Annotated in this window: 22 protein-coding genes and 2 tRNA genes; 17 read left to right on the top strand and 7 right to left on the bottom strand. The window is 68.8% G+C overall.

Annotated elements, in window-relative coordinates:
- The first annotated feature begins 242 nt into the window (after window positions 1-242).
- Window positions 243-1,049: an undecaprenyl-diphosphate phosphatase gene (locus KHC23_RS23990; RefSeq protein WP_213376222.1), complete on the top strand. Its 807-nt coding sequence runs from the start codon at window positions 243-245 to the stop codon at window positions 1,047-1,049.
- A gap of 84 nt (window positions 1,050-1,133) precedes the next feature.
- On the opposite strand, the gene KHC23_RS23985 is transcribed toward KHC23_RS23990, so the two are convergent.
- Window positions 1,134-2,156 (bottom strand): complex I NDUFA9 subunit family protein, encoded by a 1,023-nt coding sequence (locus tag KHC23_RS23985; RefSeq protein WP_213376221.1) that lies wholly within the window; start codon window positions 2,154-2,156, stop codon window positions 1,134-1,136.
- A gap of 343 nt (window positions 2,157-2,499) precedes the next feature.
- Between KHC23_RS23985 and KHC23_RS23980 the strand changes: the two genes are divergently transcribed.
- Window positions 2,500-2,584: transfer RNA gene (locus KHC23_RS23980), tRNA-Leu, on the top strand.
- A gap of 93 nt (window positions 2,585-2,677) precedes the next feature.
- Here KHC23_RS23980 and KHC23_RS23975 read toward each other — a convergent pair.
- A complete protein-coding gene (locus KHC23_RS23975) occupies window positions 2,678-3,445 on the bottom strand; it encodes a 16S rRNA (uracil(1498)-N(3))-methyltransferase (RefSeq protein WP_213376220.1) in 768 nt (255 codons plus the stop codon).
- 130 nt (window positions 3,446-3,575) lie between these two features.
- Here KHC23_RS23975 and KHC23_RS23970 point away from each other — a divergent pair, with 130 nt between their 5' ends.
- From KHC23_RS23970 to KHC23_RS23925, 10 genes are all read left to right on the top strand, one after another.
- A complete protein-coding gene (locus KHC23_RS23970; RefSeq protein WP_246544931.1) occupies window positions 3,576-4,319 on the top strand; it encodes a hypothetical protein in 744 nt (247 codons plus the stop codon).
- Between the two features lie 4 nt (window positions 4,320-4,323).
- Window positions 4,324-5,295 carry a 4-hydroxybenzoate octaprenyltransferase gene (gene ubiA / locus KHC23_RS23965; RefSeq protein WP_213376219.1) on the top strand — a complete coding sequence of 324 codons (972 nt, stop codon included), beginning with the start codon at window positions 4,324-4,326 and terminating at the stop codon, window positions 5,293-5,295.
- Between the two features lie 73 nt (window positions 5,296-5,368).
- Complete coding sequence (locus tag KHC23_RS23960) at window positions 5,369-6,001, top strand: ribonuclease D (protein WP_213376218.1); 633 nt, start codon at window positions 5,369-5,371, stop codon at window positions 5,999-6,001.
- A 153-nt stretch (window positions 6,002-6,154) separates the two neighbouring features.
- Window positions 6,155-6,943 carry a hypothetical protein gene (locus KHC23_RS23955; protein WP_246544929.1) on the top strand — a complete coding sequence of 263 codons (789 nt, stop codon included), beginning with the start codon at window positions 6,155-6,157 and terminating at the stop codon, window positions 6,941-6,943.
- A 47-nt stretch (window positions 6,944-6,990) separates the two neighbouring features.
- Entirely contained in the window at window positions 6,991-7,668 is a 678-nt protein-coding gene (locus tag KHC23_RS23950) for an LptA/OstA family protein (protein WP_213376217.1), read from the top strand.
- A 247-nt stretch (window positions 7,669-7,915) separates the two neighbouring features.
- Complete coding sequence (lptB, locus tag KHC23_RS23945) at window positions 7,916-8,980, top strand: LPS export ABC transporter ATP-binding protein (protein ID WP_213376216.1); 1,065 nt, start codon at window positions 7,916-7,918, stop codon at window positions 8,978-8,980.
- 57 nt (window positions 8,981-9,037) lie between these two features.
- Window positions 9,038-10,630 carry an RNA polymerase factor sigma-54 gene (gene rpoN / locus KHC23_RS23940; protein ID WP_213376215.1) on the top strand — a complete coding sequence of 531 codons (1,593 nt, stop codon included), beginning with the start codon at window positions 9,038-9,040 and terminating at the stop codon, window positions 10,628-10,630.
- A gap of 171 nt (window positions 10,631-10,801) precedes the next feature.
- Entirely contained in the window at window positions 10,802-11,407 is a 606-nt protein-coding gene (gene hpf, locus KHC23_RS23935) for a ribosome hibernation-promoting factor, HPF/YfiA family (RefSeq protein WP_213376214.1), read from the top strand.
- Window positions 11,408-11,498: 91 nt separating this feature from the next.
- The gene (gene ptsN / locus KHC23_RS23930) at window positions 11,499-11,963 is read left to right on the top strand and encodes a PTS IIA-like nitrogen regulatory protein PtsN (RefSeq protein WP_213376213.1); all 465 of its coding nucleotides are present in this window, start codon (window positions 11,499-11,501) and stop codon (window positions 11,961-11,963) included.
- Between the two features lie 102 nt (window positions 11,964-12,065).
- Entirely contained in the window at window positions 12,066-12,389 is a 324-nt protein-coding gene (locus KHC23_RS23925) for a helix-turn-helix domain-containing protein (RefSeq protein ID WP_213376212.1), read from the top strand.
- 178 nt (window positions 12,390-12,567) lie between these two features.
- On the opposite strand, the gene KHC23_RS23920 is transcribed toward KHC23_RS23925, so the two are convergent.
- From KHC23_RS23920 to rpmH, 5 genes are all read right to left on the bottom strand, one after another.
- Window positions 12,568-13,641 (bottom strand): NAD(P)-dependent alcohol dehydrogenase, encoded by a 1,074-nt coding sequence (locus tag KHC23_RS23920; protein WP_213376211.1) that lies wholly within the window; start codon window positions 13,639-13,641, stop codon window positions 12,568-12,570.
- A 115-nt stretch (window positions 13,642-13,756) separates the two neighbouring features.
- Window positions 13,757-14,431, bottom strand: coding sequence for a ribosome biogenesis GTP-binding protein YihA/YsxC (gene yihA, locus KHC23_RS23915; RefSeq protein ID WP_213376210.1), 675 nt, complete (start codon window positions 14,429-14,431; stop codon window positions 13,757-13,759).
- Window positions 14,432-14,449: 18 nt separating this feature from the next.
- Entirely contained in the window at window positions 14,450-16,282 is a 1,833-nt protein-coding gene (gene yidC / locus KHC23_RS23910; protein ID WP_213376209.1) for a membrane protein insertase YidC, read from the bottom strand.
- A complete protein-coding gene (gene rnpA, locus KHC23_RS23905) occupies window positions 16,272-16,679 on the bottom strand; it encodes a ribonuclease P protein component (protein WP_213376208.1) in 408 nt (135 codons plus the stop codon). The genes yidC and rnpA overlap by 11 nt, the downstream gene beginning before the upstream one ends.
- Before the next feature lie 65 nt (window positions 16,680-16,744).
- Window positions 16,745-16,879: a 50S ribosomal protein L34 gene (gene rpmH / locus KHC23_RS23900; protein ID WP_018389439.1), complete on the bottom strand. Its 135-nt coding sequence runs from the start codon at window positions 16,877-16,879 to the stop codon at window positions 16,745-16,747.
- 499 nt (window positions 16,880-17,378) lie between these two features.
- Between rpmH and KHC23_RS23895 the strand changes: the two genes are divergently transcribed.
- The 5 genes from KHC23_RS23895 to KHC23_RS23875 all read left to right on the top strand — a co-directional run bounded on the left by KHC23_RS23895 (window position 17,379) and on the right by KHC23_RS23875 (window position 23,132).
- Window positions 17,379-18,980 (top strand): sensor histidine kinase, encoded by a 1,602-nt coding sequence (locus KHC23_RS23895; RefSeq protein ID WP_246544927.1) that lies wholly within the window; start codon window positions 17,379-17,381, stop codon window positions 18,978-18,980.
- A gap of 61 nt (window positions 18,981-19,041) precedes the next feature.
- Window positions 19,042-20,370 carry a glycoside hydrolase 5 family protein gene (locus KHC23_RS23890; RefSeq protein WP_271188705.1) on the top strand — a complete coding sequence of 443 codons (1,329 nt, stop codon included), beginning with the start codon at window positions 19,042-19,044 and terminating at the stop codon, window positions 20,368-20,370.
- Window positions 20,371-20,668: 298 nt separating this feature from the next.
- A tRNA-Arg gene (locus tag KHC23_RS23885) sits at window positions 20,669-20,745 on the top strand.
- A 777-nt stretch (window positions 20,746-21,522) separates the two neighbouring features.
- Entirely contained in the window at window positions 21,523-22,044 is a 522-nt protein-coding gene (locus KHC23_RS23880) for an RNA polymerase sigma factor (RefSeq protein ID WP_271188704.1), read from the top strand.
- Window positions 22,045-22,145: 101 nt separating this feature from the next.
- Window positions 22,146-23,132 carry a FecR family protein gene (locus tag KHC23_RS23875; RefSeq protein WP_213376206.1) on the top strand — a complete coding sequence of 329 codons (987 nt, stop codon included), beginning with the start codon at window positions 22,146-22,148 and terminating at the stop codon, window positions 23,130-23,132.
- Window positions 23,133-23,152 lie beyond the last annotated feature (20 nt).

Below are 23,152 nucleotides of genomic sequence, written 5' to 3'. Positions count from 1 at the left end.
AAAACTCCCAAACGCCGCCATTTCCGGGCAACGCCGACCGGGTGAAAGGGAACCCGCCAGTTGAGGCGGATTCATGTCCGCCCCCGCCGGGCACCGGCGGCGGCGAAACTTTATGTCGCGGAACGAGGGCGCCGCCTGACACAGCGTCACGTTGCTTGTGCGGTGCGAAGCGGACAGGATGCGCCCGCGCCCGCCCGGTCGCCCCCATCTGTTCGGCCACCTCTTCCCACGGAACCCGCCCCATGTCGTTCGGCACCTTGCTCGAAGCCTTCCTACTCGGCCTGCTGGAAGGCTTTACCGAGTTCCTGCCCGTCTCTTCAACTGGCCATATCCTCCTCGCCGGCCACTTCCTCGGCTTCGAGAGCGAGGGCAAGGTGTTCGAGGTCGTCATCCAGCTCGGCGCGATCCTCGCCCTCGTTGTGGTGTATTTCCAGCGGTTTCTGAAGATCCTCCTCACCCTGCCGTCGAGCCCGCGCTCGCGCAACTTCGTCCTCGGCATCCTCATCGCCTTCCTGCCGGCCGCAGTGATCGGCGCCCTCGCGCATGGCTTCATCAAGAGCGTGCTGTTCGAGACCCCCTCGCTGATCTGCGTGATGCTGATTCTCGGCGGCATCGTGCTGCTATGGGTGGACACGCTGAAGATGAAGCCGGTGCACGAGGATGCCATGGCCTTTCCGCCGCTGCTGGCGCTGAAGATCGGGTTCATCCAGTGCCTCGCCATGATTCCCGGCGTGTCGCGCTCGGGCTCGACCATCGTCGGTGGCCTGCTACTGGGCGCCAGCAAGCCGGCGGCGGCCGAATTCTCGTTCTTCCTGGCTCTGCCGACCATGACCGGCGCCTTTGCCTACGACCTCTACAAGAATCGCGACGTGCTCAATGCCGACGACACGACGCTGATCGTCGTCGGCTTCGGTGCCGCTTTCATCGCCGCGTTGGCGGTGGTGCGCGGCCTCATCGCCTTTGTCTCCCGCCACGGCTTCGCGCCGTTCGGCTGGTGGCGCATCGGTGTGGGCGGCGTCGGCCTGGTGGCGCTGGCGCTGACGGGCTGAGGGCGCCGCACCGACCGGCACGCATGAAAAAGCCGCCGGCGCTGGCGCGTCCGGCGGCTTTTCTGTTCTCGGATCGGGAGGGCTTCAGGCCGCTTCCGGCCGGGAGAACTGGCCGGCCTTGCGGTAGCGCCAGAGATAGCCGGGCAGGATGGCGCCCAGCGCCGTCGGCGCGATGCCCAGCCCCTCCAGCGTGCGCCCTTCCGCCTTGGCGGCCGCCGAGACGACGTTGTCATAGGCCAGGAGGCGGACCTGGTCGCGGGTCAGCAGCGGGTTCGGCAGCAATTCGAGGAAGCGGGCGTTGAACGAGGCCAGCCCGGCCGGCATCGGCACCAGCAGGCGCTTGCGGTCGATCTCGGCCAGAAGGATCTCCATCAGTTGCTTGAAGGTCAGCACTTCCGGCCCGCCCAGCTCATAAATCGTGCCCGGCCGCGCGAGCCCGTCCACCGCCTTGGCGAAGGCGCTGGCGACATCGCCGACAAAGGCCGGCTGGAACCGCGTCAGTCCGCCGCCGATCAGCGGCAGCGCCGGCGACAGCCGCGCCATGGCGGCGAAGCGGTTGAAGAAATCATCCTCCGGCCCGAACATGATGGAGGGGCGCATCACCACCGCGCCGGGCACCAGCTCCAGCGCCGCCGCCTCGCCCGCGGCCTTGCTGCGGGCATAGAACGAGCTGGAATCGGCGGCCGCGCCGATGGCGGAGCCGTGGATCAGCCGCGCGCCCACTTCCCGGGCCGCCTGCGCCACCTGCCGGGCGCCGAAGGCGTGCACGGCCTCGAAGCTCTGGCGGCCGCTCTCATGCAGCACGCCGACAAGGTTGATGAGCACCTCCGCCCCTTCCGCCGCGCGCAGCACCGAGGCGGGATAGCGCAGATTGGCCTGCACCGGGATGATCTGTCCCACCGCGCCGAGCGGCTGGAGATGGCCGATGAGGTCCGGCCGCCGCACCGCGACGCGCACCCGCCAGCCAAGCCGCGTCAGCGCGCGCACCACATGGCGGCCGACAAAGCCGGAGCCGCCATAGATCGTCACCAGCCGCTCCATCGGCGCGGGGCGCTGGACCAGTTCAGCCTCGCTTTCCAGCGGCAGTTCGTTCGTGATGTCGACCATGTGACGTCTCCCGGCCCGGCATTGGCATGCCACGACGATTAGCGCGCCGCCGCGGCAGCGTCCAGCGTTGCCGCGCGCCTGGAGCCGGGGTCTGCGCGCATGACGGCCACGCCGGGCGCATCCGCCGCCGGCAAGGCCCGTTCGAAGCCGATGCCGGCATGGCGCGAGGCGGCAGCCCGCAGTCGGGAACAGCAGCTTGAAGTGGCAGCAGCTCGCAGTCTGTAGTGCGCGGCCCTTGTCGAGGCGGAGATTTCCACCGCTTCCACGCCTCGGGGCCGAAAGCGCGTTGACAAGAGGGAGTTCCCCCGACTATCTCTCGCCGCCGTGGCCGCAAGGTCCACATGCCCAGGTGGCGGAATTGGTAGACGCGCACGGTTCAGGTCCGTGTGGGTAACACCGTGGAGGTTCGAGTCCTCTCCTGGGCACCACTCATTTTCTAACCTCTTGATTTTTCTGAGGTTTTCGGCTTTGCGTCCGCACTTCGAGAGAAGGTGCGGGCGTTTTGTTCGTGGGCTGTTTCCTCAGCCTTTCGCCTGCCGGGCCGCCTGGACCAGGGCGAGCGCCGCCACGGCGGCGGTATCGGCGCGCAGGATACGCGGGCCGAGCGACAGCACGATGGCGCCGGGGCGGGCGGCAAGGAGGCGCCGTTCCTCCTCCGCGAAACCGCCTTCCGGGCCGATGAGCACCGCCAGCGGGCTGGCGATGACCTGGCGCAGCGGTGCCAGCGCATCGGCCTGCGGCGCCGCCTCGTCGCAGAACACCAGCGTGCTGGTGGGCGGCAGATCCGCCAGCCAGCGGGGCAGGGCGACCGGTTCGAGCACGTCGGGCAGATTGAGGATGCCGCACTGCTCGGTGGCCTCGATGGCGTTGGCCCGCATGCGCTCGGTGTTGACGCGCGTCGCCTGGGTGCGGCGGGTCATCACTGGCACCAGCCGGCCGGCGCCCATCTCCACCGCCTTCTGCACCATGTAGTCCAGCCGGGCGTGCTTGAGCGGGGCGAAGACATAATCGAGATCGGGCCGCGGCGACTGGCGCCTGAGCTGCGCCTCGCAGCGCAGCAGCACCTCGCGCCGGCCGCCGGCCTCGCGCACCGCGCGCCATTCGCCGTCGCGGCCGTTGAACAAATGGAGGTGCCCGCCTACCGCGAGGCGGATCACATCCGAGACATAATGCGCGCGGTCGCGGTCGAGCCGGATAGCGGCGCCTTCGGCGAGATCGTCCCCGACAAGGAGCCGTTGGGCACGGAAATCATAGGGTTCGGCGGTGGAATCGTCGTGAGCGCGGGTCATGAGGCGGTTTTCGTCCGGATTCGTGCGGGCAATATCGCGCACGCCGTGATGTTGCCCAATCTTCCGTGCCTCTGTATCACGCTTGGTCATCGAAACGGCACCGATCGACCACCTGATGAGAGATTGGCCTTTGAAACGTCTCCCGATGCGCCTGCGGGCAAGCTCCCTGACGCCGATGCTGGCAGGTGTCCTGCTCGCCGGCACGCTCGGCACGCTTCCGGCCGGAGCTCAATGGATCGGCGCCCCTGGCGGCTCGACCGGTGGTGCCTCCTCCGGAGCGGTGACGGTAACCCCGGTGCCGGAGCCCGAGGCGGAACTGCCGGCGGCCGAACCGGCTCCCGGGTTCGATCCCGGCTTTTCCTCCAGCGTCGGGCCGGCCTCCCCGGGGAGCGCCGCACCGGGCTTTTCGCCCGGCGCGGGCGCGGCGATCGAAGCCCCGCGACAGGCCAACCCGAACGCGGCCGAGTGCCAGGAACAGGTCGCGAAGCTGCGCGGTGAGGTGGAAACACGCGGCGGAGCGCTGCAGGGCGCAGCCAAGAAGAAGCTGTCACCGTCCGAGCTGTGCCCGATGTTCCGCAGTTTCGCCAGCGCGCAGCAGAACTTCTACTCCTTCCTCAGCACCAACAAGGCGAAGTGCGGCGTGCCGGACGAGGTGCTGACCAAGTTCAAGGAGAACGTCTCCTCGGTGAACACCACGCGCAACCGCATCTGCCAGGTGGCCAAGATGCAGGAGAGCGGCGGTGGGGCCGGCCCCGGCGGGCCGCCGCCGCAGGGCTCGGTGTCGGCGGGCCTCGGCCTGTCGAGCGGATTGCCGACCATGGAGACCCCTCCGGGCGGCGTGTTCGACACGCTCGGCGGCGACGCGCTGCGCTGAGCCGATGACACCCGCCGCGCCGGCTCCCGCAGCGCCGCACTCCCCGGCTCCGGCGCCCGCCGATTCCGATCGCAACTGGGTCGACCGGCGCGCGCCGGCCGCGTTGCGCCCTTTTCTGCGCCTCGCGCGGGCCGACCGGCCGATCGGCAGCTGGCTGCTGCTCATCCCGTGCTGGTGGTCGGTGGCGCTTGCCCTGCGAATGCAGGGCGCCGCCGGCACGCCCGATTATGTTCATGCGGCGGTGCTGCTGGTGCTGTTCGCTATCGGCGCGGTGGCGATGCGCGGTGCCGGCTGCACCTGGAACGACATTCTCGACCGCGACATCGATGGTTTGGTTGAGCGCACGCGCTCGCGACCCTTGCCGTCGGGGCAGGTGACGCTGAAGGGCGCCGTCGCCTTTCTCGCGCTGCAGGGCCTCGCCGGGCTGGTCGTGCTGCTCTGCCTGCCGGGCTTCGCCATCGGGGTGGCCCTGTCCTCGCTGGGGCTGGTGGCGGTCTACCCGCTGATGAAGCGGGTGATCTGGATTCCACAGCTGGTGCTGGGGCTCACCTTCTCCTGGGGCGCGCTGATGGGTTTCGCCGCGCTCGACGAGGCATTGCCGGCCGCGGCCTTTCTTCTCTATGCCGGCTCGGCGCTGTGGGTGGTGGGATATGACACCATCTACGCCCATCAGGACCGCGAGGACGACGCCGTCGTCGGGGTGAAGTCCTCCGCCCTGCTGTTCGCCGGCGACACGCGCAAATGGCTGGTCGGCCTGTATGGCGCGGCGGTGGTGCTGATCGGCCTTGCTTTGGCGATGGCAGCAGCCGGACCTGTCGCCTGGGCCGGGCTCGGCGTCTTCGCCGTGCATCTCGCCACCCAGGTGCGCCGGCTCGACATTGACGACCGCGACCTGTGCCTGCGGCTGTTCCGCTCCAACCGCGACGCCGGGCTGATGCTGTTTGCCGGCCTTCTCGCCGACGCGCTGCTGGTCTGAGCCGCTCCCGTTGCGGTTGCGGGAGCGGGCAGGGTGGTGCTAAGGAGCCGAAACTCCTGAACGCACGGTTCCCATGAGCATCCGCCTGCACCGCGGCGACCTTGTCGACCTCGCCCGCTACACACCTGAGACAGCCCCCTTCGTCGCCATCGACACCGAGACGCTGGGGCTCAACCCGCATCGCGACCGGTTGTGCGTGGTGCAGCTTTCGCCCGGCGACGGCACCGCTGACGTGGTGCAGATTCCGGCCGGGGCGGGGCCGGGCAGCGCGCCCAATCTGGAGCGTCTGCTGACCGACCCGCGCAGCGTGAAGCTGTTTCATTACGCCCGCTTCGACATCGCGGTGCTGGGCAAGACCTTCGGGCTGACAGTCTCGCCGGTGTGGTGCACCAAGATCGCCTCGCGGCTGACCCGCACCTATACCGACCGCCACGGACTGAAGGAGCTGGTGCGCGAACTGCTCGGCATCGACCTCTCCAAGCAGCAGCAGAGTTCGGACTGGGCGGCCGAGGAACTGAGCGACGCCCAGCTCAGCTATGCGGCGTCCGACGTGCTGCACCTGCACGCGCTGCAGGCGAGGCTGGCCGCCATGCTGGCGCGCGAGGGGCGCGGCGAGCTGGCGCAGGCCTGCTTCGACTTTCTGCCCACCCGCGCCCGGCTCGACCTGGCGGGATGGCCGGACGAGGACATCTTCGCGCATACGTGAGCGTGAAATCCCGGCCTGCCCGACAATCGCCGGCTTCTCACGGCAGTTGGGGGCCCGTGGCCGCTTCGGCTTGCGCCTTCGGCCGGAAGCCGCCATTTTGGGCGGTGGCCGTTATGCGGGCGGCGGCCGTCAGTCGGGGATGAACCGTCGCGCATGAACAAGCATGTCGAACCCCCCATGCAGCGGGGCGCGAAAGCGAGCGAGCCGCCGGCGCGCCCTGCGTCGACGCGCGCGCCTTCGCGGGCGACGCTGTTCAAGCATGCCCGGCGCCACAGCCGGCGGGTGCGGTTCTTTCGCGTCGCCCTGCCGCTCGGCGTGCTGCTGGCGCTTGGCGGGACCCTGGCGGTCAACTATCTCGATCCCTTCACCCTCGGGGTCGACCTGCCCTTCGATCTTGGACGGGTGTCGCTGTCGGGCACCCAGGTGAAGATGGAATTTCCGCGCCTGCACGGCTTCACCGCCGATAATCGCAGCTACAACGTCTCGGCCTTCGCCGCCTCGCAGGACCTGACGCAGCCCAACCTGATCTCGTTGGACAAGATCGAGGCCAAGCTGGAGCTGGCGGACAAGGGCTGGGCCAACCTTACCGCCATCGCCGGCCATTACGACACCAAGACCGAGAATCTGACGCTGGACGGCGGCGTGAGCTTCGACACCTCGTCCGGCTATGGCGGGCGGCTGAAGGAGGCCTCGATCGACATCAAGGGCGGCAAGATGGTGTCGAACAGCCCGGTCGAGCTGACCTATCTCGACGGCAAGCTGACCGCCGACAGCCTGGAGGTGTTGCAGAAAGATTCGCGCGCCCTGCTCGTCGGCAACGTCCAGCTCGATTTCAGGATGCCGGTGTCGGACGAAGAGGCGGGAGGCGCGGTCGGGCCCGGCGGTGCGGCTTCCGGAAGCGCTCCCGCCGCCAGCACGACGGCGGCCGGAGCCCTGCCGTGAGGCTCCCGGCATTGAACGCACGGCCCGGCACGGCTAGACATGCAGGCATGAACATGCCCCACGCTTTCACCGGCGCCAGTCTTGTCGCCCTTATCATGGCCGCCGCGTGCCTCGGCCCGCTGGCCCCGCCTGCCCTGGCGCAGGGCAAGAATGTGCCGAACGCGCTTCAGGGTTTCGCGACCAATCGCAACCAGCCGATCCGCATCAACGCCAACAGCCTCGAGGTCCGCGACCAGCAGAAGCAGGCGGTGTTCAGTGGCAATGTCGTGGTGCAGCAGGGCGACACCACGATGCGCTGCAAGGAACTGGTGGTGTTCTACGACGGCAAGGAGGCGCCCGGCGCATCGGCCGGCGACAAGGAGGCGGCCAAGCCGGCTAGCGGCGAGGCGCTCGCCGCCGGCAGCCCGATCAATTCCTCCGCCATCCGCCGGCTGGAGATCAACGGCTCCGTGGTGGTGACCACCAAGGAGCAGACCGCGACCGGCGACCAGGGCGTGTTCGAGACCAGGGCCAACACCATCACCCTCACCGGCAATCCGGTCGTGCTCACCTCCGGGCCGAACGTCATCCGCGGCAAGAAGCTGACCGTCGACCTGACCAGCGGCGTGTCGCGCTTCGATGGTGGGCGTATCGAAAGCCTGATCGTGCCCAACAGCATGAAGGGCGCCGACGGGGTGCTGCCGGGCGGCAGACCCGCTGCTCCGGCCGCGAAGCCGGCACCGTGACGTGGGCGGCCCGGCGACGTGGCCGGCATCGGGGACCGACGCCGGGTTCCGCCGTTGCGGCTGGCGGGTCGGTCCGGCCGATCGAGCGTCCGGCGTGGCCACTTCGGAATATTGGTGCATCAACACCGGAATTACCGCCCCGCACGACGACGAGGGCGTTCCGGCCCGCTTCTTGCATCTCGATTTGCCAGCGGCGCGCTGAACGTTTATCACCTTTCGGGTGGTGATCTCACCACGGAGGGTGCGCGTGGGACTATTCTCGACCATCGTCGGGCGCGGCAAGGCGGCGCCCCAGGGCACGGCTTCGGTGCGTCCGCGCGGGTTCGGCACCAACGGCCGGGCCGAGCGCAGCGAAGACGAGCTGGAAGCGCAGTTCCAGGCTGATTTCGAGGCCGCTCTCGCTGCGGATCTGCAGCCGGCGCCCGCCCCGCCACCGACTTCCGCGCCGCAGGTCTCGCGGCCGCTGTCGGTTGCACCGCTGTCTGTCGCCTCCCCGGCCACTTCATCGAAGACCTCCGGCGCCGCTGCCGAACCTTCCCGGTCTGAGGCAGCGCCGCTGTTCCGCACTCCCGAGCCGGCGGCCGGCGAACAGCGCATGCTGAATGCGGTCGGCCTCGCCAAGAGCTATGTCGGGCGCCAGGTGGTGCGCGGGGCCAGCCTGCACGTGCGGCGGGGCGAGGCGGTGGGCCTGCTGGGGCCGAACGGGGCCGGCAAGACCACCATCTTCTACATGATCACCGGGCTGGTGAAGGCCGATGCCGGCCGCATCGAGCTCGACGGCCATGACGTGACGCATCTGCCGATGTATCGCCGGGCCCGCCTCGGCGTCGGCTACCTGCCGCAGGAGGCCTCGATCTTTCGCGGCCTGTCGGTGGAGAACAACATCCGCGCCGTGCTGGAGGTGGTGGAGCCCAACCGCCGCGAGCGGCAGCGCCAGCTTGACGAACTGCTGGAAGAATTCCGCATCACCCATGTGCGCAAGTCGCCCTCCATCGCGCTGTCCGGCGGCGAGCGGCGACGGGTGGAAATCGCCCGCGCTCTGGCCTCGCGGCCGACCTTCATGCTGCTCGACGAGCCCTTCGCCGGCATCGACCCGATCGCGGTCGGCGACATCCAGGCGCTGGTGCGCCAGCTCACCGAGCGCGGCATCGGGGTACTGATCACCGACCACAATGTGCGCGAGACGCTGGGGCTGATCGACCGCGCCTACATCATCCATTCCGGTTCGGTGCTGATGGAAGGTTCGCCCGAGGAAATCGTGGCGAGCGAGGAAGTGCGTCGTCTCTATCTCGGCGAGGAGTTCCGTCTGTAGCATGGAACCAGCACCGCCAACCGCCACGTTTGCCGCCGCCCGTGGAGAGTGCGCGCCATGTCGCTAGGTCCGCGTCTCGAATTCCGCCAGACCCAGTCGCTGGTGATGACGCCGCAGCTCATGCAGGCGATCAAGCTGCTGCAGCTCTCCAATCTCGATCTGGTGGCCTATGTCGAGGCGGAACTGGAGCGCAACCCGCTGCTGGAGCGGCAGGCCGAGCCGGAAGGCGAGCGCGCCGGCGAGGGCGAGGCCGACGGCAATGCGGTGCGCGAGCGCACCAGCGATGCCGATCTCGATCCCCGGGCGGAATCCGGCGGCGAGCGCGATCCGGGTGACGAGCGGGCCTCGGACTGGCTGGAAGAGCGGCTCGACACCAGCCGCAGCGCCATAGAGGACCGGCTCGACACCGGCATGGAGAACGTGTTTCCCGACGATGCTGGCCGCGAACCGGTCGGGCCTGCGCCCAGCGGCGAGGCCCCGGCCTATTCGGAATGGACCGGCGTCGGCGGCGGCGGGCACGACGCCGAAGGCTATAATCTCGAAGCCTTCGTCTCGGCGGAAACCTCGCTGGCGGACCATCTCGAGTCGCAGCTTACCCTGGCGGTCAGCGATCCCGTCGAGCGGATCATCGGCCATAACCTGATCGACATGATCGACGAGGCCGGCTACCTCTCGGCCGATCTCGCCGGCGTCGCCGAGCGGCTGGGTGCCCCGCTGACGACGGTGGAGAAGGTGCTTGGCGTGGTCCAGACCTTCGACCCGGCAGGCATCGGCGCCCGCTCTCTCGCCGAATGCCTCGCCATCCAGCTGCGCGAGCGCAACCGCTACGACCCGTGCATGGCGGCGCTGCTCGCCCACCTCGAACTGCTGGCCCGGCGCGAATTCACCACGTTGAAGCGCGTTTGCGGCGTCGACGACGAGGATCTCGCCGAGATGGTCGGCGAGATCCGCCGGCTGAACCCGAAGCCCGGCCTGGCCTTCGGCTCCGGCATCATCCAGCCGGTGGTGCCGGACGTGTTCGTGCGTGGCGCCACCGACAACTGGCTGGTCGAGCTGAATTCGGAGACGCTGCCGCGCGTGCTGGTCAACCAGGCCTATTATTCCCGGGTGCAGAAGATCACCCGCGACGAGCGGGAAAAGGCCTTCCTCTCCGACTGCATGCAGACGGCGACCTGGCTCACCCGCTCGCTCGACCAGCGCGCCCGCACCATCCTCAAGGTGGCGACCGAGATCGTGCGTCAGCAGGATGCCTTCCTCTCGCTCGGGGTGCAGCATCTGCGGCCGCTGAACCTGCGCATGGTGGCCGACGCCATCGGCATGCACGAATCCACCGTGTCGCGCGTCACCTCGAACAAATACATGTCGACACCGCGCGGAATCTTCGAGATGAAGTATTTCTTCTCGTCGTCTATTTCGTCCTCCGACGGCGGCGAGGCGCATTCGGCGGAATCGGTGCGCTTCCGCATCAAGCAGATGATCGAGGCGGAAAGCCCCGACGACGTGCTCTCCGACGACACGCTGGTGCAGCGGCTGCGCGAGGCGGGTATCGACATCGCCCGTCGCACGGTGGCGAAATACCGTGAGGCGATGCGGATTCCCTCTTCCGTGCAGCGCCGGCGCGAGAAGCAGGCGGCGGTCTCCGCCGGCTGAAGGCGCGCCGGCGGCGGCCTTCGCACACGCTGTCCACCGCTCCTCGTTGACACTTTCCCTCGCGGCTCATACCTCTTAGGGGCACCGGCCGGGCATGTAAGGGGTTCGGGCAGGGCGAGGGGCGAATTCGCGAACGCTTCCCGTCCCGCCCCAGCAGAGGGACTAGTCACGATGCCGCTGCGGGTTTCTGGAAAAAATCTCGACGTGGGCGAGGCCCTGAGGCAACGCGTTTCCGATCGCGTCGCCGGGGCGATGGACAAGTACTTCGACGGTGGCTGGTCCGGCCATGTCACGGTGGCCCGCGAGGGCTCCGGCTATCGCTCGGACTGCGCGCTGCATCTCGACAGCGGGACGGTGCTGCAGGCCCATGCGGACGCGCAGGACCCTTACGCCAGCGCCGACGCTGCCGTGGAGCGGATCGAGACGCGGCTGCGCCGCTACAAGAGCCGGGTCAAGCGCCGCGTCGTCAATGGCGATGGTGCCGGCGAGGCCGTGGTGATGGCCGAAACGGTTCCGCTCACCGTGTTCTCGGCGCCGGACCACGAGGACGCCGAGCCGTCCGAGGGCTGGTGCCCCACGGTGGTGGCCGAGGCGACCGCCAACCTGCCGCGTCTCTCGGTGAGCGACGCGGTGCTGGAGCTCGACTTCACCGGCGTCACAGCCCTGGTGTTCCGCCATGCCGGCCACGGCCGCATCAACGTGGTCTACCGGCGCGGGGATGGCCATGTCGGCTGGGTCGACCCGCCGGCCAGCGCCCTGGCGGAAGAAGTCCATTGATCGCCCAAGCTCATTGCAAGCGCGCGGCCGCTGGAGCGGTTCGCGCGCTTCGTCTCGCCCCGACCCGGATCGCCACGCCGCGGATCGTCTCATGGCTCTGAACGATATTCTGCCGCCCTCGGCGGTGTTTCCGACCCTCAAGGTCGGTAGCAAGAAGCAGGCCCTGCAGGAGCTTTCCGCCCATGCCGCAGCACTGCTGAAGCGGGATGAGCGCGAGATCTTCGAGACGCTGAACCAGCGCGAGCGCCTCGGCTCCACCGGGGTGGGCAACGGCATCGCCATTCCGCACGGCAAGCTGGCGAAGATGGACAAGCTGTTCGGGATGTTTGCCCGGCTCGACAAGCCGATCGACTTCGAGGCGCTGGACGGCGAGCCGGTCGACCTGATCTTCCTGCTGCTGGCGCCGGAGGCGGCGGGGGCTGATCATCTCAAGGCGCTGGCGCGGGTGGCGCGGCTGCTGCGCGATCCCGAGACCGCGCGCAAGCTGCGTAATTCGCGCGATGCGACTTCGATCCACGCCATTCTGACAGGCGCGCCGGCCACCGACGCGGCATGACGCGCTTTTCGACCTGAGGTTATGCCGCGGGCGGGATGATGACATTCCTGCCCCGGCGCCCTACCTCAGGAGGGCCAGAGTTCGTCCGCCAGGAGACCCGCCATGCCCGAGACCCTTCCCGCCAGTCTCGTTCTTTCCGCCGGTCAGTGCCGCGCGGCGCGTGCCCTGCTGGGCTGGAGCGCGCAGGACCTCGCCGTCAAGGCACGGGTGACGCCGGACTGGCTGGCCGCGTTCGAGCGCGGCGGTGAGACCGTCGACGACCTCGATCCGAGCGAGGCGGAGCGGGTGCTGCGCGCGCTGGAGGATGCGGGCGTGGAACTGCTGGCGTCCGGCCAGGCGAGCACCGGCGGCGGGCCGGGCCTGCGCATCCGCCAGCAGGGCGGCTACATCCCGGCCGAGAGCCTCAGCTCCGCCAATGATGGCTAGAGACTGATTCACCGATCAGGTTGAATCAGTCTCTAGCCATCCGCGCTGGCGCATGCGTCTTCCTTCCTCTCCCCCGCCTGGGAGAGTTCGCCGCGTCGCGACGGGATGGGGGGCGTCGGCCTGACCTCCCTCACCCCGGCCCTCTCCCCCGCGGGGAGAGGGAGAGGACGCCGGGCGGCTACGGCGTGATCGCCACCTTCAGCACGCCGTCGCGCTGGTGCGAGAACAGGTCGTAGGCGGCCTCGATATCGTCCAGCTTGAAGCGGTGAGTGACCAGCGGCTTGAGGTCGACGCGGCCGGAGGCGACGACGTCGATCAGCCGGCGCATGCGCTCCTTGCCGCCGGGGCAGAGTGTGGTGACGATCTTGTTGTCACCGAGCCCGGCGGAAAAAGCCCCGAGCGGGATCGTCAGGTCGGTGGAATAGACGCCGAGCGAGGACAGCGTGCCGCCGGGGCGCAGCACCTTGAGCGCGCTCTCGAACGTGCCCTGCGTGCCCAGCGCCTCGATGGCGACATCGACGCCGCGCCCGTCGGTGAGCGCCATGATCTGCTCGACCACGTCGCCCTGCTTGAAGTCGACCACATCGCTGCAGCCGAGCTGGCGGGCGATGGCGAGCCGCTCCGGCACCGTGTCGACGCCGATGATGCGGGTGGCGCCCTTCAGCCTGGCGCCGGCCACCGCGCACAGGCCAATCGGGCCGAGGGCGAACACCGCCACGATGTCGCCGATCTGCACCGCGCCGCTCTCGGCGCCGGAAAAGCCGGTGGACATGATGTCCGGGCACATCAGCACTTCCTCGTCGGAGAGCTTGTCCGGCACCGGGGCGAGATTGGCCAGCGCGTCGGGCACCAGCACATATTCGGCCTGCGCGCCGTCGATGGTGTTGCCGAACTTCCAGCCGCCCATCGGCTTGAAGCCGTGCTTCATGCCGGGGCCGTCCTGCGAGCCGCAGCCGCACAGGCAGGCATAGGAATGGCCGCTGGGTGTGATGGCGCCGGCGATGACGCGCTGGCCTTCGCGATAGCCCGTCACCTGCGAGCCGAGCTTCTCGATGATGCCGACGGGCTCGTGGCCGATGGTCAGCCCCTTCGCCACCGGGTACTCGCCCTTGAGGATATGGACGTCGGTGCCGCAGATGGTGGTCGTGGTCACCCGCAGCAGCGCGTCGAGCGGGCCGACCTCCGGTATCGGCTTCTCGTCGAGCACGATGCGGCCGGGTTCGACGAAGATGGCGGCTTTCATCCTGGACATGGGCGTCTCCTGCGGTTGAGGAGCGCCATCATGCCGCTGCCGGCGGGGGCAGCCATGACACGGGTCAAACGCCGGCGATCAAAAGCCGGCGACCGCGCGCGGGACGCCGACCGCGTCAGCCGATGCCGCGTTCGGCCATCAGCCGGATTACCGCCGCGCGCAGATCGGCGATGCCGCCGCCGTCGCGGCTGGAGGTGGGGAAGACGAGGGGAAAGGCGGCGGGGCGGCGGGCAAGGCCGGCCTGCGTCTCCGTCACCCGCTCGGCCAGTTCCGCCGGCTTGAGCTGGTCGGCTTTGGTCAGCACCACGGCATAGGAGACGGCGGCCTTGTCCAGCCCGTCCAGCACCTCGAGGTCGATCGGCTTCAGCCCGTGGCGGGAATCGATCAGCACGAACACCCGGGCGAGATTGGCCCTCCCGCGCAGATAGGCATGGACGGTGGCGGTCCAGGCGTCGACCTTGTCCTTCGGCGCCTTGGCGAAGCCGTAGCCGGGCATGTCGACCAGGGTCAGGTCCGGCCCGAGGCCGAAAAAGATAAGTTCCTGCGTGCGCCCCGGCGTCACCGAGGTGCGGGCCAGCGCCTTGCGCCCGGTCAGCGCGTTGACCAGGCTCGACTTGCCGACATTGGAACGGCCGGCCAGTGCGATCTCCATGCTGCGCATGGGCGGCAGGGTGGCGATGGTGGGCGCCGCCGAGAGGAAGTTCCACTCGCCGGCAAAGAGGCGTCGCCCCGCCTCGATCTCGTCGGGCGTGAAGGCCGACGCGGCGGACGTGTCGTCGGCCTGGGTCATGGGTTCAGGTGCTCCGCATCAGCCGGCCTTCGGCTTCTTCTTGCGGATGAAGGTGCTCTTCACATTGTCCCACAATTCGATCTTCACGCCGTTCTTGCGCATGATGATCGACTGCTGGATCACCGACAGCGTGTTGTTCCACGCCCAGTAGATGACGAGGCCGGAGGCGAAGGAGGCCAGCATGAAGGTGAAGACCAGCGGCATCCAGTCGAAGATCATCTTCTGCGTCGGGTCCGGCGGGGTCGGGTTGAGCTTCATCTGCGCCCACATGGTGCAGCCCATGATGATCGGCCACACGCCGAGCATGAGGAAATGCCCGATCACCGGCACCGTGCCGGGATCCCACGGGATGAGGCCGAACAGGTTGAAGATGGTCGTCGGGTCGGGCGCCGAGAGGTCGCGGATCCAGCCGAAGAACGGCGCGTGGCGCATCTCGATGGTGACGAACAGCACCTTGTAGAGGGCGAAGAAGACCGGGATCTGGATCAGGATCGGAAGGCAGCCCGCGACCGGGTTGATCTTCTCCTTCTTGTAGATCTCCATCATCTCCTGCTGGAGCTTCACCCGATCGTCGCCATAGCGCTCGCGCAGCGCCGCGATCTCCGGCTGCACCGCCTTCATCTTCGCCATCGAGGCGTAGCTCTTGTTGGCGAGCGGGAAGAAGATGGCCTTCAGCATCACCGTGACGGCCAGGATCGCGACGCCGAAATTGCCGACGAAGCGATAGATCCAGTCGATCACGAGGAACAGCGGCTTGGTGATGAAATAGAACCAGCCCCAGTCGATCAGCCGGTCGAAACGGTCGATATTGTACTGCTGCTGGTAGCCGTCGACGAGCTGCACCACCTTGGCGCCGGCGAACAGGCGGCCATCGGTGGACGCCTTGGCGCCGGGCGCGACGGTGACCGCGTCGCCGAGAAAGTCGGTCTGGTAGGTCAGGTCGTTGCCGGCCTGGGCGGCGGAAAAGCGCGCCTGCACCTTCTCCTCGGCACCGGGAATGACGGTGGCGGCCCAGTACTTGTCGGTGATGCCGAGCCAGCCGCCGACCGAGGGGAAGCTCTCCGACTTGCGCTCGGCGATGTCCTTGTACTTGACCTCGTGCAGGCCCCCCTCGGAGGTCACGCCGATCAGGCCCTCATGCAGGATGTAGTAGCCCAGCGTGTGCGGCGTGCCGTGGCGCGAGACCAGCGCGTAGGGGTGCAGCGCCACCGGCTCGGCGGTGGCGTTGTCCACCTCGTCCACCACGTGGAACATGTAGTTTGCGTCGATGGAGACGGTGCGGCGGAAGGTGAGGCCGGCGCCGTTATCCCAGGTGAGGACGAGCGGTGTTTCCGGGGTCAGGCGGGCGCCTTCCGGAGCGGTCCACAGCGTGTCGGCCGCCGGCACCGCGACGGTCGAGCCAGCGCCGGGCACCCAGCCGAATTCGGCGTAGAATGGGTTCGGCCCGCCGGAGGGCGACAGCAGCACGATGATCGGGCTGCTGTTGTCGACGGTCTCGTGGTAGCCCTTGAGCGAGAGATCGTCGATGCGCCCGCCGCGCAGGGCGATGGAGCCGACGACGCTCGGCGTGTCGATGGCGACGCGCGGCGTGCGGGCCAGCGCCTCGGCGCGGGTCATCGCCCGGGGCGGGGTCGCTGCGGGGGAGGGGGCCACCGTTCCGGGAGCGGGGGCCTGGGTGCCGGCATCGGTGCCAGCCTGCCCGGGCGCCGGGGTCTGCTGCTGTGCCGCCTGTTGCTGGGCCGCCTGGCGCTGCTGCTCCATCTGCGGAACGCCGGAGAAGAACTGCCAGGCGATGAGCACCGCCATCGACATGACGATGGCGAGGATCATGTTGCGGTTTTCACTGGTCATGCAGCGTCTCTCCGTCGGCGCGCGGCGGGCGCTGCGCGGCGTCGGCGCGCGCAGGCTTCTGCGGGCGCCGGCTTCCTGAGTGAAGGCGGGCAATTCCCCGCTCTATGTCGTGGACGAGGTCGGCGAAGGGCGTGCCGAGCGCGGCGCGCCGGGCGACGATGACGTAATCGAAACCGCTCTTGCCCGCGCGCGGCAGGGCGTCGCGGACCGCGGCGCGCAGGCGCCGGCGGATGCGGTTCCGCGCGACGGCATTGCCGTGTTTCTTGGTGACGGTGAGCCCGATGCGGGCCGGCGCCTCGTCGGCGCGATCACGGCCCTGCAGCAGCAACGGGCCGGAATTGGCGCGCAGCCCGGAGGCTGCGGCCAGAAAATCCTTGCGCTTGACGAGCCGGTCCATGGCAGGGCGCCGATCCTCAGGCAACAGAGCGGCGCGCCCCAGCCATGTGGGGTCGAAAGGCGAGGTCAGGCCGACAGGCGCTTGCGGCCATGGGCACGGCGCAGATTGATGATCTTGCGGCCGGTGCGGGTCGCCATGCGCGCACGGAAGCCGTGCCGGCGGGCGCGCACGAGCTTGCTCGGTTGATAAGTGCGCTTCACGGGTCTTTCTCCGCTCTTGTTCGATATGCTGCCTGTGCCGGAAAGCTTCCCGTTCCGGCGCACCACGGAACCAGCCGTGGTGAAGGACGCAGATGCGGGGAGCGGCCCGACGGCGAGGCAGCCGTGGTTGGGCGGCTTATAGGGGGCACTCTTGCCCAAGTCAATGCGCCCGGGCGAGGCACGCGGGACTATGCACGCACAATCTATCATGCGCCGCGCCTAGGTCGGATCACCACGTCCGCCGCATCGCCCATGCCGGATTCGCACGGCCGCCCGCCGGTACCCGCTCCGCGCCGCCTGTCGCCTCTGGCAGGATGACCAGGGCGCCTTACATGAATGTGATAGGGCAGGGGAGGCGGAAACGGCGCGGGCGGAGATCGGGCGGGCATTGCGCCATCCTGATCCGGCGTCGTTTCCCTGCCGTAATCATTGAATCCGATAGGCCGGTCGCTTGCCGCCGGAAGGGGCGCGAGATCGGGCTGGCCAAGAGCAGGTTGGGATGGAGAAGCGTTCGGGAGCCGGAACCGATGTCGCCACCGCCCCCCCCGTGCGGGTGGGGGAGGAAGCCGCGCGTCTGGTGACCGGGCCGGCGCCGGCCGTGCCTGCCGAGGCGGCGGCTGCGGGCGGGTCCGGCGCCTGGGGCACGCCCCTGCCGGGGAGGCGGGGTTTCCATCTCGGCCTTTCCGGCAAGCTGCTGGCGTTTACCCTTGCTTTCGTGCTGCTGGCGGAAGTGCTGATCCTGGTGCCGGCGGTGGCGGCGTTCCGGCTCAACTGGCTGTCCGACCGGCTGGCCTCGGCCCGTACCGCAGCCTTGGTGCTCGACGCCGCGCCGGACGGCATGATCTCGCCTGAGTTGACCCAGGAATTGCTGCGCAGCGTCGGCGCCATCACCGTGGCGCTGAAGCGCGACAATACGCGCCGGCTGCTCGCTTCCTCCGACATGCCGCCGGAGGTCGACCACCACGCCGACGTGCGCGATGTCGGGCCGTGGCAGGCGGTGCGCGAGGCGTTCGACACGCTGCTGTCGCCGGACGGCCGGGTGATCCGCGCCGTCGGTACCCCGCCGCGCGGCGGTGGTTTCGTCGAGATCGTCATCAGCGAGACGCCGCTGCGCAAGGCGATGCTGCGCTTCACCGGTAATTTGCTGCTGGTATCGCTGGTCATCGCCGCGCTCACCGGGGCGCTGGTCTATCTCGGCCTCGCCTGGATGTTCGTGCGGCCGATGAGCCGTCTCACCCGCCGCATGGTGGCGTTCCGCACCAATCCGGCCCTGCCCGTGCCGGAGGACGAGCCGGGCCGCCGCCTCGACGAGATCGGCCAGGCCGAACGCGAGCTGACCGCCATGCAGCGGCAGATCGCCGAGACGCTGCAGCAGAAGAGCCATCTGGCCGCGCTCGGCCTCGCCGTGTCGAAGATCAACCACGACCTGCGCAACCTTCTCGCCTCGGTGCAGCTCATCTCGGACCGCCTCGCCGACATTCGCGATCCAGCGGTGCAGCGCTTCGCGCCCAAGCTGGAGGCGGCGCTCGACCGCGCCATCGCCTATTGCGAGCACACGCTGGCCTATGGCAAGGCGCAGGAGCCCCCGCCCGAGCGCCGCATGGTGGCGCTCGCCCCGCTGGTGGCCGAGGTGCGCGACACGCTGGGCCTCACTGTAGGCGAGGACGGCGCCGGCATCGGCTTTGTCGAGTCGATCGACCGCGACCTGATGGTGGACGCCGACCCCGACCAGCTTTTCCGCGTGCTGCTCAATCTCTGCCGCAACGCCGTCGAGGCTCTGGGGGCGCGCGCGCCCAACGATGTCGCCCGCGACCAGATCCGCATCACCGGCCGCCGCGAGGGCGCCATCGTCGTGATCGAGCTGGCCGATACCGGCCCCGGCGTGCCCGAACGGGCGCGCGAGCATCTGTTCGAGGCGTTCCAGGGATCGGTGAGCCGGGGGGGCACCGGGCTCGGCCTCGCCATCGCCGCCGAACTGATGCAGGCGCATGGCGGCGATCTCCAACTGGTGCCGGGCACCATCGGCGCCACCTTCCAGCTGCGCCTGCCGGACCGGCCGGTCGACCTCGACGCGCACCGGGCCCTGCGCTCGCATGGCTGAGCGCGGGAGGCCGGAGGCTCATTTAGAGAGAGGACGCAATTTGCATAAAGGTCGCAAAGCCGTGGGGACGCGCGGGCAGATCACCATCAGCCGGCGGACCGTGCTGGCCGCGCTGGCGGCCTCGGTGCCCCTGATGTCCGCTTCCGCCACCCGCGCCCAGTCCGATCTCGCCACGCCCGTGCTTCCTGGCTCGCCCGATGCCCGCCCGGTGACCGTCACCGTGGCCGGGCGCGGGATTCGCGTCGACGGGCAGCCCTTCGCGGTGCGCGGCGTCGCCGGCGACGGACCGCTGGCGCTGCTGCCCGGGCTCGGCGCCACCACGGTGCGCAGCTATGGCGAAGACCCCGGCCCGCTGCTCGACGAGGCCGGCCTACTCGGCCTCAAGGTGATCGCCGGCCTGTGGGTTGGCCAGCCCCGGCAGGGCGCCGACTACGCCGATGCGGCCTTCCGTGCCCGCCAGCTGGCCGAGCTGGAGGCGGTGGTGACCCGCTATCGCGAGCATCCCGCGCTGTTGATGTGGGGCATCGGCAATGAGGTGGAGGTCGAGCTTGCCGACGACACGCCGGTCTGGCCGGTGATCGAGGAGGTGGCCGCCATGGTCGCCCGGGTCGATCCTGCCCATCCGTCGCTCGCCGTGCTGGCGGAGACCGGCACCGACAAGGTGGAGAAGCTGCGCCGGGCGGCGCCGAGCGTCACGGTGCTCGGTCTCAATTCCTATGGCGACGCGCTCTATACGGTGGCCGAGCGGTCCCGCAAGCAGGGCTGGGACGGGCCGATCATCGTCACCGAGCTCGGCGCGCTCGGCCAGTGGCAGGCCGCGCGCACGCCGTGGGGGGCGCCCTTCGAGCCCAGCTCGAGCCAGAAGGCGATCCAGCTGCGGCGCTATCTCACGGCTCTGGAGGAGGCGCAGGTCGGCGCCATTCTCTTCCTCTGGGGCCAGAAGCAGGAGGTGACGCCGACCTGGCACAGTCTGCTGCTGCCGGACGGCGCCTGGCTGGAGGCGGCGGAGGCGATGGCGGAGGCCTGGGGCGGGCAGGCGCCGGGCGGCAACCAGGCGCCACGCATCGACACGCTGCGCGTCGCCACCGACCCCAGCGCCCCCTACGCCTCCTGGGCGGCGGAACAGGAAGGCTCGTTCACGCTCGACGCGGTAGAACCGGGCAGCGACCTGATGGAGGTGCGCTGGCTGGTGATGGCAGAAAGCACGGGCCGCGGCGTTGGTGGCGACCCCGAAGCGGTGCCTGAGCTTTATCCCGACGCGGTGCGCCAGAGCGGCCCCACCGGTGCGCGGGTGTCTGGCCTCGCGCCGGGGCATTATCGCCTGTTCGTCGAGGTGCGGGACGGCCAGGGCGCGGCCGCCACCGCCAACATGCCGTTCGAGGTCCGGTGAGGACGGGATCGGATCGGCGGGGCCAGCGGCGCGACGACGGCGAGGTGCCGGATCGGCGCCCATAAACCGGCGTTTCGAGGGCGGCAGCCGTCACTGACGGCAGCGCCCGGGGGCCGGCCGGCGACGCGGCTTCGCCCGCCGGGCCCGAAGCGCCTTCCGCGGTCGATAGCCTGTGGAAAGCGCGCTTCGTCGTCGCGACGTCTTGCAATGCGCGCGCAAACGGGGTAGCAGACGGGCCCTCGCGGTTGGCGATGCCAGTCGCGACCAAGGCTTCCTCCGCCAGCCGGTCGGAAGCCGGGCGCCCGTAGCTCAGCTGGATAGAGCACCAGACTACGAATCTGGGGGTCAGGAGTTCGAATCTCTTCGGGCGCGCCACTTCGGTACAAAACCGCGAACGCCGTTCGCCGCCGCTCCTGTGCTTGATGCGGCGGCAAGGGCGCGCAGAAGGTCCGATTTGTTTCCCATCAGCCGAATCTCCGATTTGCTCATTACCTCGACGCGCTGGGCCAGCGCTCGAAGGTGATCGCGGTGATACTCGCCGGTCTCCGTACGCAGCTTGGCCAATGTTCGCGGCGTGGGTTCTTGGCGATCAATCGCGCCTCGGGGTCCGCCGCCTCGTCCGGCACATCCAGAAGGTTGCCGACGTCGCCCTGGCCGAGCCGACGCTCCAGCCGCTGCCAGTCCATTGCGATATTGCGGGACACCCGCCGGGGCGCGGCGGAGAAACGCTTCCTGCGCCATGTCCCCCGGCGAGGCTGCTCGACCCTGTCGCGCGGCGAAAGAAGCGCATGAGCGAGACCTGCTCGGTCACGAACAGCGCGCAACCTGCCATTTTTCTGCATCGATTAGGGGGGGTATCTACTTGTAGTAACGTAAAGCATAAACCGTTAACGAGAATATATATAAATTAACAAATTTGCATAATATTCGCAATTTATCCGAAGTTACTTTATTGACTGCCATTTTTATTTGAGAAATCGGCGCACAAGTGTGGTGGGACGGCCATTCCGCGGGGCGTGGGACCGGCGCCGCGCCGGCTTCCCCAGTTTTACACTGTATCATCTCTAAACTATTGATATTGCTGAATAATGATACCTTTTGTAGAGATGGCGAGCGGAGTGCGTGCGCTCTTCGCGAACCAAGGGGGTGCCCGTGCTAGCGCTTGCCACCGATCTCGGCTTTCTGTTTCGCACCGAGCATGAACGCTTGATGCGGGCGATGCGCCGTCTGGTTGGCAGCCCGAACACGGCGGAGGATCTGGTCCAGGATGTGTTTGTCGGCTTGCTGCGAGGCAGCGCCTTTGCCGATGCAGAGAACAAGCAGGCCTATCTCGCCCGCTGCGCCACCAATATGGCGCTCGACCATTTGCGGCGCGAGCGGGCACGGGCGCGCTACCTCTGCGGCAGCGATCTTTCCGACTGCGAGGTCGCCTGCACCGCGCCGCTGCCGGACGAGACGCTTCAGGGCGTGCAGGAACTGGCACTGCTGCGCCGCACCGTCGACCAGTTGCCGCCGAAATGCCGGGTCGTCTTTCTCCTGTCGCGCGATCACGGCTTGACCATGAGGGAAATCGCCGCCCGTCTCGGCCTGTCCGAGAAGACGGTGGAGAAGCACATCGCGCGGGCCATGACGCAGTGCCGCCAGGCCCTTCGCGCGGCCGGACGGCCGCTCTGACCCGGGCGACCGATCTTGGAACCGGGGGACGGAACCTCGCGGCCTCGTCTATATCCATGGGCGACGTTCGGCCCGCCTGTTCGATCGCGGATGGTTGATTCATGACGGCTCCCCGGCCCCGCCCCGACCCGCTCACGCGAGCCGATGCCGCTTTCGAGGCGGCGAGCCGGTGGCATGCGCGACTGCGCGAACCCGATGCCGATGCGCAGACGCATGAAGCCTTTCAGGCCTGGCTCGCCGCCGGTCCGAACCATTTCGAGGCCTATGAGCAGGCAGATCGCCTGTGGAGGGCGATGGCCGGCGCGCCCGGCGGCCGTCGTGACGACGCCGCTATCGAGGCACTGGTCCAGAGCGCCGCGCCACGTCGTCGTCTGGCGCGCGGGATGGCCGTCGGGATGCTGCTGTTTCTGGCGCTCGCAGGCGCCGAATGGGCACGCCGGGGCGGGCTGGACGATCTGCGGGCGGACCATGTTGCCGCCATTGGCGAGCGGCAGTCTGTCGAGCTGGCTGATGGCTCGCGGGTCGAGCTGAACACCGACACCGCTCTGGCGGTCGATTTCGACGCCGGGCAGCGCCGCGTCCGGCTTTTTCGAGGCGAGGCCTACTTTGAGGTCGCCCATGATCCGCAACGCCCTTTCCTGGTGCATACGGGGGAGGGCGATGTGCGTGTCACCGGCACGCGCTTCAATGTGCGTGTGCGCGATGATGTCACGGAGGTCGGCGTCGTTCAGGGGGCCGTCCGGCTGACCGCGAGCGCTCAGCCCGATGCCTTCCTCGCCCTTGCCCCCGGCGAGGAAGGCGCCATCACCCCGCGCGGCCTCGGGCAGGTCCGGCCGTTCGAGGCGGGGGCCGGTACGGCCTGGCGGCTCGGCAAGATGGTCTTTTTCCGTGCCTCGCTCGGCGAGGTGATCGCGGAACTGAACCGCTACCAGCGCGGGCGCATCCTCATCCTGAGCGAGCGCGTGCGGGCGCTGCCTGTGACCGGCGTGTTCGACACGCGCGATCCCGCCGCCGTCATCGACATCATCGAGGCGACGCTCGGCATCTCTTCGCTGCGCCTGACCGATGCGCTGATCATGCTGCGCTGATTTTTCCGGCGCGAACTGGG

This window comes from Ancylobacter dichloromethanicus, from assembly GCF_018390645.1.
GTDB lineage: Bacteria > Pseudomonadota > Alphaproteobacteria > Rhizobiales > Xanthobacteraceae > Ancylobacter > Ancylobacter dichloromethanicus.
The sequence above is the reverse complement of the archived record's forward strand: the minus strand, read 5'-3'. Positions and strand labels throughout refer to the sequence as shown.

Excerpts from the sequence above, each read along its gene's own strand:
- KHC23_RS23990 (WP_213376222.1), top strand. The coding sequence starts at position 243 with ATGTCGTTCGGCACCTTGCTCGAAGCCTTCCTACTCGGCCTGCTGGAA.
- KHC23_RS23985 (WP_213376221.1), bottom strand. The coding sequence starts at position 2,156 with ATGGTCGACATCACGAACGAACTGCCGCTGGAAAGCGAGGCTGAACTG.
- KHC23_RS23975 (WP_213376220.1), bottom strand. The coding sequence starts at position 3,445 with ATGACCCGCGCTCACGACGATTCCACCGCCGAACCCTATGATTTCCGT.
- ubiA (WP_213376219.1), top strand. The coding sequence starts at position 4,324 with ATGACACCCGCCGCGCCGGCTCCCGCAGCGCCGCACTCCCCGGCTCCG.
- KHC23_RS23960 (WP_213376218.1), top strand. The coding sequence starts at position 5,369 with ATGAGCATCCGCCTGCACCGCGGCGACCTTGTCGACCTCGCCCGCTAC.
- KHC23_RS23955 (WP_246544929.1), top strand. The coding sequence starts at position 6,155 with ATGAACAAGCATGTCGAACCCCCCATGCAGCGGGGCGCGAAAGCGAGC.
- KHC23_RS23950 (WP_213376217.1), top strand. The coding sequence starts at position 6,991 with ATGAACATGCCCCACGCTTTCACCGGCGCCAGTCTTGTCGCCCTTATC.
- rpoN (WP_213376215.1), top strand. The coding sequence starts at position 9,038 with ATGTCGCTAGGTCCGCGTCTCGAATTCCGCCAGACCCAGTCGCTGGTG.
- hpf (WP_213376214.1), top strand. The coding sequence starts at position 10,802 with ATGCCGCTGCGGGTTTCTGGAAAAAATCTCGACGTGGGCGAGGCCCTG.
- ptsN (WP_213376213.1), top strand. The coding sequence starts at position 11,499 with ATGGCTCTGAACGATATTCTGCCGCCCTCGGCGGTGTTTCCGACCCTC.
- KHC23_RS23925 (WP_213376212.1), top strand. The coding sequence starts at position 12,066 with ATGCCCGAGACCCTTCCCGCCAGTCTCGTTCTTTCCGCCGGTCAGTGC.
- KHC23_RS23920 (WP_213376211.1), bottom strand. The coding sequence starts at position 13,641 with ATGTCCAGGATGAAAGCCGCCATCTTCGTCGAACCCGGCCGCATCGTG.
- yihA (WP_213376210.1), bottom strand. The coding sequence starts at position 14,431 with ATGACCCAGGCCGACGACACGTCCGCCGCGTCGGCCTTCACGCCCGAC.
- yidC (WP_213376209.1), bottom strand. The coding sequence starts at position 16,282 with ATGACCAGTGAAAACCGCAACATGATCCTCGCCATCGTCATGTCGATG.
- rnpA (WP_213376208.1), bottom strand. The coding sequence starts at position 16,679 with ATGGACCGGCTCGTCAAGCGCAAGGATTTTCTGGCCGCAGCCTCCGGG.
- KHC23_RS23895 (WP_246544927.1), top strand. The coding sequence starts at position 17,379 with ATGGAGAAGCGTTCGGGAGCCGGAACCGATGTCGCCACCGCCCCCCCC.
- KHC23_RS23875 (WP_213376206.1), top strand. The coding sequence starts at position 22,146 with ATGACGGCTCCCCGGCCCCGCCCCGACCCGCTCACGCGAGCCGATGCC.